Here is a 15,261-nt window from a genome sequence, read left to right on the forward strand (position 1 = left end):
CCGTCGATCCAACCAGGGGGGCGCTCCGTCCATGTCCGGGTGGGACCGCGGGCGCCGTGTTAGGTTGTGCACAATTCAGTTGGCGCGTTGCCCTCGCTCCATCGTCCGCTCCCCTGGAAGGCAGCTGCCATGTCGTCTCGTCCCCGCACCACCCGCTCGACGAAGCCCCGGACCGTGGTGCGCATCCTGCTCGGCGCGGCCATCACCTGGGCCGGGATCAGCCACCTGACGGTCGCACGGCAGGAGTTCCGCGCGCAGGTGCCCGAGTTCGTGCCGCTCGACCCCGACGTCACCGTCCTGGCGTCGGGCATCGCGGAGATCTCCCTCGGCGCCGCGCTGGTGCTCCTGGTGCGCCGGCAGGCCACCGTCGGCTGGGTCGCGGCCGTGTTCTTCGCTGCCGTCTTCCCGGGGAACATCGCGCAGTGGATCCACCACCGCGACGGGTTCGGCCTGGACACCGACACCAAGCGGTTCGTCCGGCTGCTGTTCCAGCCCGCCCTGATCGCCGTCGCGCTGTGGGCGACGAACGCCCTGCGGACGGGACGCCGGAAGCGCTGACCGCCCGGGGGAGTTGTCCAGATTTCTGGACTGGTTCACGGATTCGTCACTGAGCCGGTGGTTGCGCTCCACCTCCCGTCCTTACCGTCACCGTGACACGCATGCGGACCCACCGCGGCGCGTGCACGACCGGAAGGCCCTCCCCCATGCATCTGTCCCGAAGCACGCGCATCGGCATCGTCGGCTCTGTCCTGACCCTCGCGGTGGTCGCCCTCACCGGCTGCTCCGCGAGCAGCAACGCCGCGACCAACGACGGCTCGGCCGCCTCTTCCTCGTCCGGCACCTGGGCCAAGTCGAAGGGCACGCTCGTGTTCGGCGCCGTCCCCGACCAGGCCGGCTCCGACGCGAACAACAAGCCGCTCGAGGAGTACATCGCCAAGGAGACCGGCTACCAGGTCGAGTACTACCCGACCGCGGACTACACGGCGCTCATCGCCGCCGCGGTCGCCGGCAAGGTCGACGTGATGTCCTCCGGCGGGCTGCAGTACGTGCAGGCCACGAACAAGGGCGCCGCGCTCGCACCGGTGGCCGCGACGCTCAGCTCCCCCGACGTGAAGGACCCCGGGTACTACTCCGAGGCCATCACCAAGGCCGGCTCGTCGGTCACCTCGCTGAAGCAGGCAAAGGGCAAGACCGTCTGCTTCGTCGACCCGAACTCCACCTCGGGCTTCCTGTTCGGGCTGTACCAGCTGAACAAGGCCGGGATCGACGTCACGACGTCGGGCACGGACGCGAGCGGGAACCCGAAGTTCGACGCGTTCACCGCGTACTTCGCCGGCGCTCACGACAAGTCCGAGCAGGCCGTGGCCTCCGGACAGTGCGACCTCGGGTTCGCCGAGGACTCGATCGCGGAGCCCGCGGCGAAGAAGGGCGACATCACGGTCCTCGGCAAGCAGTACGTGCCCGGCGGCCCGCTCTCGATCTCCACGAAGCTGCCGAAGGACGTGCAGACGAAGCTCGGTGACGTCCTGGCGGGCGCCTCGCCGGAGGCCATCAAGAAGGCCGGGATCACGATGACGGACGGCTTCACCGAGGGGTACTTCGGCGCCCAGGCCGAGGACGCCTCGTACTACAAGTCGATCCGCGACCTCTGCTCCACCATCCCGAGCGCCGACTGCGCCAAGTGACGCGCAGGACCTGGACGAGGGACTGACACCATGCAGCACACGACGACCTCCCCGGTGATCTCGGTGACCGGGGTCACGAAGGACTTCGGCACCACGAGGGCCCTCGACGGCATCGACCTGACCGTCGAGCAGGGGGAGGTCGTCGTGCTGCTCGGGCTGTCCGGCTCCGGCAAGTCGACGCTGCTGCGGCACGTCAACGGCCTCGAGTTCCCGACCTCCGGATCCGTCCGGGTGCTCGGCGAGGAGCTGACCACGCTCCGGTCGCGCGACCTGCGGACGATGCGCGGCCGGGTCGCGATGGTCTTCCAGCAGTTCGAGCTGGTCCCGGCACTGACGGTGCTCGAGAACGTCCTGACCGGAGCGCTGTCGCGCCTCCGGGGACCGCGGCTCGGCATCTGGTCGTACCCGCGGGCCGTCCGGACCGCGGCACTGACGCACCTGGACCGCGTGGGACTGCTCGAGAAGGCCTACCAGCGCGCCGACGAGCTCTCCGGCGGACAGCAGCAGCGCGTCGCCATCGCCCGGGCACTCATGCAGGACCCGGAGGTGCTGCTCGCCGACGAGCCCGTCGCGTCGCTCGACCCGGAGTCGAGCGCGCAGGTGATGCGGCTCATCCGGGAGATCGCCGCCGACGACGGGCTGACGGTCGTCTGCAGCCTGCACCAGGTCGACATCGCGCTCGGCTGGGGCGACCGGATCGTCGGGCTCCGGCACGGCGAGGTCGTCCTGGACCTGCCGACGGCCGGCATCAGCAAGGCCCAGGTGATGGAGGTCTACGGCCGTGTGAGCACGTCCTCCGCCGAGATGCGCGTCATCGAGACGGAGCTCGCCGACGTCGGCCTGCTCGACGCGGCGCGCGCAGCGGGCGACCGATGACGGCCGTCGGGGCCCCGCGCGTCAGCCGGGCCGTCGACGTCGACGCCCGTGCGCCGCGCCGACCGGTCGCGGTGCAGCGGATCGTCGCCGGCGTCGTGGTGCTGGCCATGGTCGCGTTCGGGGCGTGGTCGCTGTCCGAGCTCGACTTCGGCTGGAGCGCCGTCCCGACGAGCATCGCGAACGCCGCGCGGGTGTTCTCGCAGATGGACCCGATCAGCTTCCCCGCGCCCGGGGATCTGGTCTACCTCATCGGGCTCACCATCGGCATCGTCATCCTCGGCACCGTCGTCGCCGCGCTGATCTCGGTGCCGGTCGCCTGGATCGCCGCAGCGAACACGACGCCCGTCGGCTGGTCGCGCTGGGTCGGCCGGGCGATCGGCGCACTGACCCGTGCGGTGCCGGACGTCGTCATCGCGCTGGCGTTCTCCCTGACGTTCGCGCTCGGCAGTCCGCTGCCGGGCATCCTGGCGCTCGGGATCCACTCGATCGGGATGATCTCGAAGCTGTTCGCCGACGCCGTCGAGCAGATCGACGACGGGCCCCGGCTCGCGGTCAGGGCTGCCGGTGGCTCCCGCGCCCAGGAGTTCTGGTCCGGCGTCGTCCCGCAGGTGCTCCCGGCGTGGATCGCGATCGTCCTGCACCGGTTCGACATCAACCTCCGCGGTTCCGCGATCCTCGGGTACGCCGGGGTCGGCGGGCTCGGGTACGCGATGAAGATCGCGTTCGGGCAGTTCCCGACGGGCTACGGGCGGGGTCTCGGGATCGCGATCGTCATCTTCGCGCTCTGCGTCGTGCTCGAGGTCGTCTCGTCGACGATCCGCCGCAACCTGCTCGGCGTGGAGCCGTCCGGTCGCGGCCTCGGTGACCGGATCGTGCGCCGCGCGACCAGGAACCGACCGGCCCCGACCGGACGTGTCGCCGGCGGTGTCACCGTGGACTCGATGTCCCGTCGACCGTGGACGCCCCGTCGGGTGCGGAACACCGTGTGGTCGCTCGCGGCCGTCGCGCTCGTGGTCTCGAGCTGGTGGATGGCCGGTGTCGACTTCGACGACATCGCGTGGAACCAGGTGGTGCCCACGCTGCAGAGCTTCTGGCCGCCGAACCTCGGCAGCCACACGTTCGGCGAGTTCGCGCAGGCGCTGCTCGTGACCGTGCAGGTCGCCTTCGCCGCCGCGCTCCTCTCGCTCGTCCTGTCGCTCGTGGTCGGGTCGCTCGCGGCGCGCAACGTCGCGCCGAACGGTGCCGTCCGGAGCGTGTTCCGGGTCGTGCTCGTGGTGTTCCGCGGTGTGCCCGAGCTGGTGCTGGCGATCTTCCTGATCATGGTGACCGGGCTCGGGAACCAGGCCGGCGTCGTCGCGCTCGCCTTCGGTGGGATCGGGCTGCTCGGCAAGCTCGTCGCCGACTCCTTCGAGGGGGTGCCGTCCGGACCGGAGCAGGCCCTCACGGCCGCCGGGGCCACGCGGGGACAGCGGTACCTCGCCGCCACGCTCCCCCAGGGGCTGCCGTCGTTGGTGGGCAACTCGCTGTACCTCGTCGACACGAACATCCGCGCGGCGACCCTGCTCGGGATCGTCGGCGGTGGCGGCGTCGGCTTCTACCTGACGAACGCGTCCACCGTCCTGACGCTGCACGGTCAGGTGACGACGCTCGTGGCCATGGTGCTCGTCGCCGTGCTCGCGGTCGAGGGACTCGCGGCGTGGATGCGCCGGGTGTACCGATGAGCGGGCACGGCCTGCCGACGGCCGGAGGACTCCGGCTGACCGAGGAGCCAGCGGTCGGACCCGGCACCGCGATGACCGGCAGCACCCTCGGGCGCTGGGTCGAGATCGGCGACGACTGCCGGCTCACCGACAGTGACGTGGGCGACTACAGCTACTGCGACCGGCTCTGCGACATCGCGAACACCTCCGTCGGCCGGTTCGCGAACATCGCCAGCGCCGTGCGGATCGGCGCGACCGACCACCCGCTCGACCGGGCGACCCTGCACCACTTCATGTACCGCAGCAGCCACTACTGGGACGACGCGCAGGACGACGAGTCGTGGTTCGAGCAGCGCCGTGCCCGTCGGACCCGGATCGGGCACGACACCTGGATCGGGCACGGCGCCCTGGTCAAGCCCGAGGTGACCGTGGGCGACGGCGCCGTGGTGGCGTCGGGGGCCGTCGTGACGAAGGACGTGCCCGCGTACGCCGTCGTCGCCGGGGTGCCGGCACGGGTCATCCGGCTCCGACAGCCCCCGGAGACGGCCGAGCGGCTGCAGCGCCTGGCCTGGTGGGACTGGGACCACGCGATGCTCCGGGCCCGGCTCGGGGACTTCCGCACCCTGTCGGTCGACGCGTTCCTCGAGCGCTACGAGGCGTAGTCGGGCGCAGCGGGACCCGTCTGGTCGAGCATGGCGGCGCCCGCGTCCGGGTGCTCGACGTCCAGCTCGACCCGGTCGGCCCGGAACCGGGTCGTCCCCGCCTGCAACGGCGTGCCGTCGGGCAGGGCGTCGAGGGCGTGGACGACCAGCACCACCGTCCCCATCGGCAGCGCCATGTCCGACGACTCGGCGCCGCTCGCGATGCGCGCCCCGACCGTCGTGTGCGCACGGAGGTAGTCCTCGATGCCCACGGCCCGGAGCGCGGCGGTCATCGACCCGGTGCGGGCGAAGTGCTCGTCGATGCCGGCCACCCGCTCGGCGTCGAACCAGTGCGTGCCGCGGGAGATGGTGACGCCGTCGACGGACCGGGCCGACTCCATCAGCAGCGCTGGACGCCCGTCGAGTCGGAGCTGCTCGTCCACCTCGGCCGGCGGCACGGGCACCGTCCGGGACTCCAGCAACCGGCCGGACACGGCGGACCCGCGTCGGCCGAGGCTGTCGCTGAGGCGCGTCCGGAGGCCGATCCGGTGCACGATCACGGAGTGCTCGACGACGAAGGTGCCGCTGCCGCGACGGGAGCGGACCAGGTCCTCGGACGCGAGCGCCGCGACCGCCTGGCGGACGGTGTTCCGGTGCACGCCGAAGCGTTCGGCGAGCGTCCCCTCGGTCGGCAGCTTGGCCGCGGGCGGCAGCGACCCGTCGAAGATCTCGCGGCGGAGCTCGTCGGCGATGAGTCGCCAGGCCGAGTACCCGCTCGCCGATCGCCCCTGCACCGTCATGCGACCGCACTCTACCGTCGGCGGTGAACGGGCCAGTTCCCCGGATGTTCACCCGCTGTCGTGCTGCTCGTCGCCCCGTGCGGTCGTGCTGCTCGACCGGCAGCGCTACGGTCAAGTTATCCAGAAACACAGACAACTTGATCGGAGGACGTGATGTCCACGAACCCAGCAGCACCGGCGGCCGTCGTCGAGCGCCAGCGGTGGATGCGCGCACTCGCGCTCGCACCGACCGCCGCGCTCGACGCCGCGTGGCGACGGCTCGAACCGAAGCCCGACGTGCAGGCGATCCGCGGGCCGGAGACCGGACTCGTCATGGTCCGTGCCCGGGTCGACGCCGGCGGGGACCGCTTCAACATGGGCGAGGCGACGGTGAGCAGGGCGACGGTCCGGCTGCACGGTGCCCCGCTCGACGCCGACGTCGTCGGGACGTCGTACCTGCTCGGCACCGACCTCGAGCACGCGCGGCTCGCCGCCGTCTTCGACGGGTTGCTCGCCGACGCCGGCCTGCGGGAGCGCCTGCTCACCGAGGTGGTGGTCCCGCTCGAGGACGCCCAGGCCGAGCGCGACGAGGCCCGCCGGGTCGAGGCCCGCAGCACGCTGGTCGACTTCTTCACGATCTCGCGGGAGCACGCATGAGCACCACGACGCCCATCCCCGCCCCCGGGTTCGACGACCCCACCCGCGGCGCGCAGCGGGTGTTCCGCGCCGTCCTCGACGCGCTCGCCCACCCCGGGCGGCGGTACCCGCTGGCCGTGCCGCCGGAGGCACCCGAGGCGTTCGGCCCCGGGCTCGCCGCCGTCGCCCTCACGCTGTTCGACGAGGAGTGCTCGGTCTGGATCGCCGGCCCCGCCGGTGACGACCCGGAGCTCGCGGCCTGGCTGGCGTTCCACACCGGGGTGGCCAGGGCCACCCAGCCGGCCGAGGCCGACTTCGTCGTGGTGACCCGAGCCTCCCGTCCGGCCCTGGCCGACCTGGCCCAGGGCACCGACGTGGACCCGCACCGTTCCGCGACCCTCGTGCTCGACGTGCGCGAGCTCGACGGGCAGCTGCCGCTCACCGCGAGCGGCCCCGGCATCGACGGCAGCGTCGACGTCGACGCACCGTGGGCCGACGCCGCGTTCCTCGAGGAGTGGCGGCAGAACGGCGCGCGGTTCCCGCGCGGCGTGGACCTGCTGCTCGTCGAGCGCGACCACGTCGCCGCGCTCCCCAGGACCACGCGGCTCACCGCGTCCGACACCGCACAGGAGGCCTGATGTACGTCGCAGTCAAGGGCGGCGAGAAGGCGATCGCCAACGCCCACGCCCTGCTCGCCAAGGAGGGCCGGGGCGATCCCGAGACGCCCGTGATCACAGTCGACGCGGTCGCCGGCCAGCTCTCGGTGCTCGTGGCCCGCGTCATGAACGAGGGTTCGCTGTACGACCCCGAGCTCGCGGCCCGTGCCGTCCTGCAGGCGCAGGGTGACGTGCTCGAAGCCGTCACCCTCGTGCGGTCCTACCGCACCACGCTCCCCCGCCTCGGCTACACGCTGCCGCTCGACACGGCGTCGCTCCCCCCGCAGCGGCGGATCTCGGCGACCTTCAAGGACCTGCCCGGCGGGCAGCAGCTCGGCGTGACGTTCGACTACACGCACCGGCTGTTCTCGGACGCCGCGACGGACGGTCCGGAACCGACCGCGGCCGCGGCGGAGGAGTCCCGACCGATGCCGCGCGTGAACGACCTGCTCGGCGACGCGTCGCTCATCGAGTCGGAGCGGTCCCCGGACTCGACCGACCCGGAGCCGGCCGACCTGACGCGCGACCCGACGATGTTCCCGATGAGCCGGGCCGAACGGCTGCAGGCGCTGGCGCGGGGCGACGAGGGCTTCCTGCTGTCCCTCGGCTACTCCACGCAGCGCGGGTTCGGGCGCACGCACCCCTTCGCCGGCGAGGTCCGGGTCGGTGAGGTCGAGGTGGAGTTCGACGCCCCCGACCTCGGCTTCCCGGTGCCGCTCGGCCGGCTCGAGGTCACCGAGTGCCAGATGATCAACCAGTTCACCGGCAGTGCTGACAAGCCGGCCCAGTTCACCCGCGGCTACGGCCTGGCCTTCGGGCGGAGCGAGCGCAAGGCGATGTCGATGTCGCTGCTCGACCGGGCACTGCGCGCCGACGAGTTCGGCGAACGACGCGTCGCACCGGCGCAGGACGAGGAGTTCGTGGTGAGCCACAGCGACAACGTGCAGGCGACGGGCTTCGTCGAGCACCTCAAACTGCCCCACTACGTCGACTTCCAGGCGGAGCTCGGGCTGGTCCGGCGGCTCCGCGAGGAGCACGCGGCGGTGCCCGCATGAGCGGCGAGCTGGTGTACAACGTCGGGTACCTCGACGAGCAGACCAAGCGGATGATCCGCCGTGCCCTGCTGAAGGCCGTGGCGATCCCCGGGTTCCAGGTGCCGTTCGCCTCCCGCGAGGTCCCGATGCCCCGCGGCTGGGGAACGGGCGGCGTGCAGGTGACCGCGGCGGTCCTCGGCGAGGACGACGTCCTCAAGGTGATCGACCAGGGCGCCGACGACACCACCAACGCCGTGTCCATCCGGCAGTTCTTCGCCCGGGTGAGCGGCGCCGCGACCACGACCCGCACGGACGAGGCGACGGTGATCCAGACCCGGCACCGGATCCCGGAGACGCCGCTGCGGGACGGGCAGGTCATGGTCTACCAGGTGCCGATCCCCGAGCCGCTGCGGTTCCTGGAGCCGCGCGAGACCGAGACGCGGCGGATGCACGCGCTCGAGGAGTACGGCCTGGTCTACGTCAAGCTCTACGAGGACATCGCGCGGTACGGGCACATCGCCACCACGTACGCGTACCCGGTGATGGTCAACGGACGGTACCTGATGGACCCGTCCCCGACGCCGAGCTTCGACAACCCGAAGCTGCACCGGAGTCCGGCGCTGCACCTGTACGGCGCCGGCCGCGAGAAGCGCATCTACGCGGTGCCGCCCTTCACCGACGTCGTGAGCCTGGGGTTCGAGGACCACCCGTTCGAACCCCAGCGGTTCGAGCACCCGTGCGCGATCTGCGGGTCGACGGGCGTGTACCTCGACGAGATCATCACCGACGACGCGGGCGGCGTGCTGTTCGCCTGCTCGGACACCGACCACTGCGAGCGGACGGTCGCCGCGGGCGGCGGAGCCGCGACGACCGAGGAGGTCACCGCATGAGCGAACCACGTCCCCTGCTCCAGGTCCGGGGTGCCGGCCACCGCTACGGCGACCGGTACGGCTGCCGCGACGTCGACTTCGAGCTGTGGCCGGGCGAGGTGCTCGCCGTCGTCGGCGAGTCGGGCTCCGGCAAGTCCACGCTGCTCGGCACGCTGTCCCGTCGCCTGTCCCTGACCGAGGGCTCCATCCGCTACGGCACGGCCGACGGCGAGACCGTCGAGCTCGGTGACCTGAGCGAGACCGCGCTCCGCCGGCTCTGGCGGTCCGAGTGGGGCTTCGTCCACCAGGACGCCGCCGACGGCCTCCGCATGCACGTCAGCGCCGGCGGCAACGTCGGCGAACCGCTCATGGCGACGGGCTGGCGGCACTACGGACAGATCCGAGCCGCGGCCGCGGAGTGGCTCGAGCGCGTCGAGATCCCGGTGGACCGCATCGACGACACCCCGGCCACGTTCTCCGGCGGCATGCGCCAGCGCCTGCAGATCGCCAGGAACCTCGTGGTGTCGCCCCGACTGGTCTTCATGGACGAGCCGACCAGCGGGCTCGACGTGTCGGTGCAGGCCCGCCTGCTCGACCTGATCCGCTCCCTCGTCGCCGAGCTCGGGCTGGCCGTCGTGATCGTCACGCACGACCTCGCGGTCGCCCGGCTCATCTCCCACCGCACGCTCGTGATGCAGGGCGGCCGGGTCATCGAGTCCGGCCTGACCGACCGGGTGCTCGACGACCCGCAGGCCGCGTACACGCAGCTCCTCGTCTCCTCGATCCTCCAGGGGTGAACCGACCATGACCGATCCGATCCTCACCGTCTCCCAGGTCGAGAAGACCTTCACCATGCACCTGCAGGGCGGCCAGCGCATCGAGGTGCTCCGCGGCCTCAGCTTCCGCGTGCACCCGGGCGAGTGCGTCGTCCTCGGGGGCGCGTCCGGCGCCGGCAAGAGCTCCGTCCTGAAGATGGTCTACGGCAACTACGCCGTCGACCGAGGCAGCGTCCTGCTCGGCACCGCCCCGCCGCTGGACCTGGCCACCGCCGACCCACGGCAGGTCATCGCCGCCCGTCGCGACACGATGGGCTACGTCAGCCAGTTCCTCCGCTGCGTCCCCCGCGTCCCCGCGATCCAGGTGGTCGCCGAGCCGCTGCTCGAACGGGGCGTCGACCGCCTGGAGGCTCGTGACCGGGCCGCCACGCTGCTCACCCGGGTGCACATCCCGGAACGCCTGTGGTCGCTGCCGCCCGCCACCTTCTCCGGCGGCGAGCAGCAGCGCGTCAACATCGCGCGCGGCTTCATCGCGGACCTGCCGCTGCTGCTGCTCGACGAGCCGACCGCGTCCCTCGACGCACGGAACCGCGACGTCGTCGTGGAGCTGATCGCCGAGAAGCGGCGCACCGGCACGGCCATGCTCGGGATCTTCCACGACGCCGCGGTCCGGGACGCGGTCGCCGACCGCGTGGTCGACGTCGCGGTGTCCTCGCCGGCCGCGGCCCGGGAACTCGAGCAGGCCGACGCATGAGAGCAGCCGTCTACGCCGCACCGGGGACACCGTCGGTGCACCCCGGCGCTGCGCGGCTCCGCACCCTGGCGGAACAGTGGCTCGGGCGGAGCATCACCGGGGAACCCGTCGAGGCCGCGGCGCCGCTCGGGCACAGCCGGTCGTCGATCGACGCGATCACGCGGGACGCTCGACGCTACGGTTTCCACGGGACGCTCAAGGCCCCGTTCCGGCTCGCGCGGGGACACAGCCTCGACGAGCTCGACGGCGCCGTGGCCCGGTTCGCCGCACGTCGACCGCTCGTGGTGCTCCCCGCACTCACGCTGGCACGGATCGACGGCTTCTTCGCGCTGGTCCCCGGCGTCCCCGCCCCGCGGCTCGACGCCATCGCGAACGACGTGGTGATGCGGTTCGACCGGTTCCGGGCACCGCTCTCCGACGCGGACCGCGCCCGACGCGAGCAGGCCGCGCTCACCGAGCGGCAGCAGGAGCTGTTCGACGCCTACGGCTACCCGTACGTGCTCGAGGAGTTCCGGTTCCACCTGACCCTGACCGACCGCGTCCCCCCGGGGCAGCAGCCCGAGGTCGAGCGCATGCTCCGCAGCTGGTTCGACGAGGTGCTGGGACACGACGTCCCGCTCGACGCCCTCGCGGTGTTCGTCGAACCCGAGCCGGGCGCCCCGTTCGTCCTGCACGCCGCACACCGGCTCCACCCCACCCTCACCTCCCGCACCGCCGAAGCCCCAAGCAGCGAAGGACCACGATGACCCGCGAGACCGTCTTCACCAACACCCGCGTCGTGCTCGGCGACGAGACCGTGCTCGGCTCCGTCCTGGTCCGCGACGGCGTCATCGCCGACGTCGCGACCGGTCCGGCCGCGACCGTCGGGCTCGACCTCGACGGCGACCACCTGATGCCGGGTGTCGTCGAGCTGCACACCGACCACCTCGAGTACCACTTCAGCCCGCGGCCGGGGGTCTCCTGGGACCCGCTGCCCGCGGTGCTCGCGCACGACGCACAGCTCTCCGCAGCCGGCGCGACCACCGTGTTCGACGCGGTCCGCATCGGCTCGGAGCCCGACGGGCGCGACGGCGCCGCGGCTGCGGCGCACCGACTGGCCGGGGCCGTCGAGTCCGCGATGGGCGCAGGACTGCTCCGTGCCGAGCACGCCGTGCACCTGCGCTGCGAGGTGTCGTCCGCCGACTGCCTCGACGCCTTCCACGAGTTCGACGACGACCCGTTCGTGCGGTTGGCTTCACTCATGGACCACACGCCCGGACAGCGGCAGTACGCCGACGTCGAGGACTTCAAGCGCTACTACCTCGCCAAGCGCCGGGTGAGCGAGGCGGACTTCGAGCAGTACGTGCAGCTGCTCCACGAGCAGTCGGCCCTGCACGCCGACCGCAACCGACGGGCCATCGCTGCCCTGGCCGCCGAACGCGGCATCACCCTCGCCGCCCACGACGACGCGACGCCCGAGCACGTGGCCGAGTCCGTCTCCCTCGGTGTGCACATCTCGGAGTTCCCGACGACGGTCGTGGCCGCGCGCGCCGCGGTCGACCAGGGGCTGCACGTGGTGATGGGCGCACCGAACATCGTCCGGGGTGGCAGCCAGTCCGGCAACGTGGCGGCGTCGGAACTGCTCGACCTCGGCCTGCTCGACGTGCTCTCGTCCGACTACGTGCCGTCGAGCCCGCTGCACGCCGTGTTCCAGCTCGCGGCCGACGGCGTGATCAGCATGTCCGAGGGCGCCCGGCTCATCAGCACGAACCCGGCACGCGCGGTCGGGCTCGACGACCGCGGCGAGATCGCCGTCGGCAAGCGCGCGGACCTGGTCCGGGTCGCCACGCACGCGCTGCCCGCGGACGAGCGTCGTCCGAACGGTCGGAGCATGCCCGTCGTCCGCGGCGTCTACCGCAGCGGGGAACGCGTCTCGTGACGTCGACCCCGATCGGCCCGGGCGCGTTCGTCGCCGTCGTCGGCGCGAGCGGCGTCGGCAAGGACGCCCTCATCACCTACGCGCACGACCGGACGCCGGACACCGTCCGGTACCCGCGACGGACCGTCACGCGGCCGTCCGGTCCGGGTGAGGACCACGACCCGCTCGAGCCGGACGCCTTCGCCGCCGCGGCACGAGCGGGCGCGTTCGCCGTCCACTGGCACGCGCACGGGCTCGACTACGGCATCCCCGCGCAGGTCGACGACGACGTCCGAGCGGGCAGGACGGTCGTCGTGAACGTCTCCCGGGGTGTCCTCGAGGAGCTCGCGGAGCGCTACGACCGCCTCGTCGTGGTCCGGGTGACCGTGCCGGACGAGGTCCGCGCCGAGCGCCTCCGGTCCCGCCGTCGGGAGTCCGGCGACGCGGTCACCGCCCGGCTCCAGCGCCCCGATCCCGCCCCGGACCACCAGGTCGACGTGGAGATCCGCAACGACGGGCCCCTCGAGGTCGGTGGCGAGGCACTGCTCGCCACCGTCCTGCGGGCGCAGGCCGGTGCACGGTCCACTGCGTCCGGACAGGCACGATGAGCCCGCGGGTCGCGGTGGTCGGCCCCGGCGCGATCGGCACGACCATCGCTGCGGCACTGCACCAGGCCGGTCGAACGCCGGCCGTCGTCGGGCGGTCGGCGCGCGACGAGCTCCGCTTCCGCAGGGGCTCGGAGCGGGTCGTCGTGCCGGGTCCGGTCCGGACGGACCCCGACGCCGTCGACGGTCCGTCCGACCTGGTGTTCCTGGCGGTCAAGACCACCCAGGTGGCCGGTGCCGCTCCGCTGCTCGGGGCGTGCTGCGGTCCGGACACCGTCGTGTGCGTGCTGCAGAACGGCATCGAGCAGGTCGAGACGGTCGCCCCGCTCGTCCAGGGAGCAACCACCGTCCCCGCTGTGGTCTGGTTCCCGGCGGTCCGCCAGCCCGACGGCGAGGTGCTCCTCCGTGGACCCGCGCGGCTCACCCTGCCCACCGGGGCGGCGTCCGACCGTGCCGCCGCGGCGCTCGACGGGTCGTGGTGCACGGTCGAGACCACCGACGACTTCCACAGCACGGCGTGGCGCAAGCTGCTGCAGAACGCCGCCGCCGGGCTGATGGTCCTGACCGGTCGCCGCTCGGGCATGTACACCCGCGACGACGTCGCCGGCCTCGCCGCGGCCTACCTCCGCGAGTGCCTGGCCGTGGCTCGCGCCGACGGCGCCGCGCTCGACGACGCCGTGGTCGAGGAGATCCTCGACGGCTTCCGGACGCGGCCCGCCGACCTCGGGACGTCCATCCTCGCGGACCGCGTCGCCGGGCTCCCGCTCGAGTGGGACGCCAGGAACGGCGTCGTGCAGCGCCGCGCTCGAGTGCACGGGCTCCCGACGCCGGTGTCCGACGTCGTCGTGCCGCTCCTGGCCGCTGCGAGCGACGGGCCCGGGTGACCTCGCTGGCGGTCGAGCCCGGGTTCCCGGTCGTCAGCCACCGGCGGAGTCGAGTCCGCGCTCCCACCGTCCCAGCCACGGCAGGATCGCGGTCAGGTCGTCCGTGTCGAGGGCATCCGTGGCCCCGGCCCGAGCGGCTGCCCCCGCGTTCAGCGCGAGCGACACCGGGACGGCCCCGAAGAGCGGCAGGTCCGAGCGGCTGTCCCCGACGGCGCAGCACCGGTCCGGCGGCAGCCCCCGTGCCGCGGCGAGCGCCAGTGCCCGGTCGCGCTTGTCGTGCTCGTCGACGTGCTCCGCGACGGTCCCGTCGTACGACCCGTCAACCAGTCCGACGCGCGGTCCGCCGTTGGCCGTGACGCCGAACCGTCGGGCGAGCGCCGCACTCACCGGCTGCCAGGCGAGCGAGGCGAGGACCGGCTCGACGTCGCGCGCCACGCACCACGCGACGACGGCGTCGATGCCGGCGATCACGGGCAGGTCCTCGAGCCACCGGTGGATCGTCGCCGGGGTGGTCCCTCGCCAGCCCCTGGCGTCGATCTCGCTGACCTCCTGGTTGGACAGCTCGCCACTGGCGTACCGGGCCTCCGCCTGGTCGAGCTCGTGCTGGTGCCCGAGTCGTGCGGCGAGGAAGCTGCTGCTGGAGCCCGACGGCACGAGCGTGCCGTCGATGTCGACGAACAGGATGCCACGCGGGCTCACGCCGGTCGACCGCTCCGACGGGGGTCGAGCACGGGCCAGCCGGACGCGCGGGCGTGGGCGGCGAGCTGCCGGTCGGGGTTCACCACGACGGGGTGTCCGACCAGGGAGAGCAGCGGGATGTCGTGCCGGGAGTCCGAGTAGGCCCAGCACCCGGCGGGGTCCACGCCGCTCCGCTCGAGCAGCCGTCGCGCCGCGGCCGCCTTGTGCGTCCCGTGCAGGAACTCGCCGTCGGGGCGACCGGTGTAGATGCCGTCGTGCACCTCGAGGCCGCTGGCGAGCGCACCGGTCAGGCCCAGGCGCTCGGCGATGACCTCGGCGAGGAACGCCGGCGACGCGGTCACGAGCCACACCTGGTGCCCCTGGTCGAGGTGGTCCTGCGCCACCCGCGCCATCGCCGGCCAGACCGCGGCCTCGGTGTGACGGTCGTAGACCTGGTCGGCCAGCCGCGCCATGTCGGCGACCGGGACGCCCGTGAGCACCTCGAGCCCGCGGACCCGGGCGGAGGCGAGGTGCCGGTCGTTCTCGCCGCGGACCTTGAACCGCGCCTGCTTCCACACGGCCCCGACGATGTCCCGCACGGTGATGAGCCCGGCGGCCCGCAGCCCCCGCACGAGGTGGAACACGCTCGCGCCGTGGATGAGCGTGTTGTCCACGTCGAAGAACGCGACGACCGGGCTGCTCGCGTGCTCGTCCATGATCGGCTCAGGCTACGCGACTGGTCCGTCGGTCCCGCGGTTCGCCATGATGGACACCACCACGCGACCCGAAAG

At 72.7% G+C, this 15,261-nt stretch carries 18 protein-coding genes; 15 read left to right on the forward strand and 3 right to left on the reverse strand.

Annotated elements, in window-relative coordinates:
• The first annotated feature begins 129 nt into the window (after positions 1–129).
• The 5 genes from ITJ68_RS11305 to ITJ68_RS11325 all read left to right on the forward strand — a co-directional run bounded on the left by ITJ68_RS11305 (position 130) and on the right by ITJ68_RS11325 (position 4,923).
• Positions 130–558, forward strand: a complete 429-nt coding sequence (locus ITJ68_RS11305; protein ID WP_194661335.1) for a hypothetical protein — start codon at positions 130–132, stop codon at positions 556–558.
• A gap of 146 nt (positions 559–704) precedes the next feature.
• Positions 705–1,685, forward strand: coding sequence for a phosphate/phosphite/phosphonate ABC transporter substrate-binding protein (phnD, locus tag ITJ68_RS11310; protein WP_194661336.1), 981 nt, complete (start codon positions 705–707; stop codon positions 1,683–1,685).
• Between the two features lie 30 nt (positions 1,686–1,715).
• The gene (phnC, locus tag ITJ68_RS11315; protein ID WP_194661337.1) at positions 1,716–2,561 is read left to right on the forward strand and encodes a phosphonate ABC transporter ATP-binding protein; all 846 of its coding nucleotides are present in this window, start codon (positions 1,716–1,718) and stop codon (positions 2,559–2,561) included.
• Entirely contained in the window at positions 2,558–4,282 is a 1,725-nt protein-coding gene (locus ITJ68_RS11320) for a PhnE/PtxC family ABC transporter permease (RefSeq protein ID WP_194661338.1), read from the forward strand. Before phnC ends, ITJ68_RS11320 begins: the two co-directional genes overlap by 4 nt.
• On the forward strand, positions 4,279–4,923 hold the full coding sequence (locus ITJ68_RS11325) for a DapH/DapD/GlmU-related protein (protein ID WP_194661339.1): 645 nt from the start codon (positions 4,279–4,281) through the stop codon (positions 4,921–4,923). The genes ITJ68_RS11320 and ITJ68_RS11325 overlap by 4 nt, the downstream gene beginning before the upstream one ends.
• Here the strand turns inward: ITJ68_RS11325 and phnF are convergent.
• The gene (phnF, locus tag ITJ68_RS11330; protein WP_194661340.1) at positions 4,911–5,702 is read right to left on the reverse strand and encodes a phosphonate metabolism transcriptional regulator PhnF; all 792 of its coding nucleotides are present in this window, start codon (positions 5,700–5,702) and stop codon (positions 4,911–4,913) included. The genes ITJ68_RS11325 and phnF overlap by 13 nt on opposite strands.
• Before the next feature lie 153 nt (positions 5,703–5,855).
• Between phnF and phnG the strand changes: the two genes are divergently transcribed.
• From phnG to ITJ68_RS11380, 10 genes are read left to right on the forward strand one after another with little or no spacing between them, the layout of a single operon-like run.
• Complete coding sequence (gene phnG / locus ITJ68_RS11335; RefSeq protein ID WP_071272616.1) at positions 5,856–6,338, forward strand: phosphonate C-P lyase system protein PhnG; 483 nt, start codon at positions 5,856–5,858, stop codon at positions 6,336–6,338.
• Complete coding sequence (gene phnH / locus ITJ68_RS11340) at positions 6,335–6,955, forward strand: phosphonate C-P lyase system protein PhnH (RefSeq protein WP_194661341.1); 621 nt, start codon at positions 6,335–6,337, stop codon at positions 6,953–6,955. The genes phnG and phnH overlap by 4 nt, the downstream gene beginning before the upstream one ends.
• A complete protein-coding gene (locus ITJ68_RS11345; protein ID WP_194661342.1) occupies positions 6,955–8,028 on the forward strand; it encodes a carbon-phosphorus lyase complex subunit PhnI in 1,074 nt (357 codons plus the stop codon). The genes phnH and ITJ68_RS11345 overlap by 1 nt, the downstream gene beginning before the upstream one ends.
• Positions 8,025–8,897 carry an alpha-D-ribose 1-methylphosphonate 5-phosphate C-P-lyase PhnJ gene (locus ITJ68_RS11350; protein ID WP_194661343.1) on the forward strand — a complete coding sequence of 291 codons (873 nt, stop codon included), beginning with the start codon at positions 8,025–8,027 and terminating at the stop codon, positions 8,895–8,897. The genes ITJ68_RS11345 and ITJ68_RS11350 overlap by 4 nt, the downstream gene beginning before the upstream one ends.
• Positions 8,894–9,673: a phosphonate C-P lyase system protein PhnK gene (gene phnK, locus ITJ68_RS11355; protein ID WP_194661344.1), complete on the forward strand. Its 780-nt coding sequence runs from the start codon at positions 8,894–8,896 to the stop codon at positions 9,671–9,673. The genes ITJ68_RS11350 and phnK overlap by 4 nt, the downstream gene beginning before the upstream one ends.
• 7 nt (positions 9,674–9,680) lie before the next feature.
• A complete protein-coding gene (gene phnL / locus ITJ68_RS11360) occupies positions 9,681–10,406 on the forward strand; it encodes a phosphonate C-P lyase system protein PhnL (RefSeq protein WP_194661345.1) in 726 nt (241 codons plus the stop codon).
• The gene (locus ITJ68_RS11365; protein WP_194661346.1) at positions 10,403–11,152 is read left to right on the forward strand and encodes a DUF1045 domain-containing protein; all 750 of its coding nucleotides are present in this window, start codon (positions 10,403–10,405) and stop codon (positions 11,150–11,152) included. Before phnL ends, ITJ68_RS11365 begins: the two co-directional genes overlap by 4 nt.
• Entirely contained in the window at positions 11,149–12,324 is a 1,176-nt protein-coding gene (locus ITJ68_RS11370; protein WP_194661347.1) for an alpha-D-ribose 1-methylphosphonate 5-triphosphate diphosphatase, read from the forward strand. The genes ITJ68_RS11365 and ITJ68_RS11370 overlap by 4 nt, the downstream gene beginning before the upstream one ends.
• The gene (gene phnN, locus ITJ68_RS11375) at positions 12,321–12,911 is read left to right on the forward strand and encodes a phosphonate metabolism protein/1,5-bisphosphokinase (PRPP-forming) PhnN (RefSeq protein ID WP_194661348.1); all 591 of its coding nucleotides are present in this window, start codon (positions 12,321–12,323) and stop codon (positions 12,909–12,911) included. The genes ITJ68_RS11370 and phnN overlap by 4 nt, the downstream gene beginning before the upstream one ends.
• Positions 12,908–13,792 (forward strand): oxidoreductase, encoded by an 885-nt coding sequence (locus ITJ68_RS11380; RefSeq protein WP_194661349.1) that lies wholly within the window; start codon positions 12,908–12,910, stop codon positions 13,790–13,792. Before phnN ends, ITJ68_RS11380 begins: the two co-directional genes overlap by 4 nt.
• Before the next feature lie 33 nt (positions 13,793–13,825).
• Here ITJ68_RS11380 and ITJ68_RS11385 read toward each other — a convergent pair whose 3' ends face one another.
• A complete protein-coding gene (locus ITJ68_RS11385) occupies positions 13,826–14,491 on the reverse strand; it encodes an HAD-IB family phosphatase (protein ID WP_323743289.1) in 666 nt (221 codons plus the stop codon).
• A complete protein-coding gene (locus ITJ68_RS11390; protein ID WP_194661350.1) occupies positions 14,488–15,186 on the reverse strand; it encodes an HAD family hydrolase in 699 nt (232 codons plus the stop codon). Before ITJ68_RS11390 ends, ITJ68_RS11385 begins: the two co-directional genes overlap by 4 nt.
• Positions 15,187–15,261 lie beyond the last annotated feature (75 nt).

Origin of the sequence: Curtobacterium sp. VKM Ac-1395 (genome assembly GCF_015350975.1) — a bacterium.
Lineage (GTDB): Bacteria > Actinomycetota > Actinomycetes > Actinomycetales > Microbacteriaceae > Curtobacterium.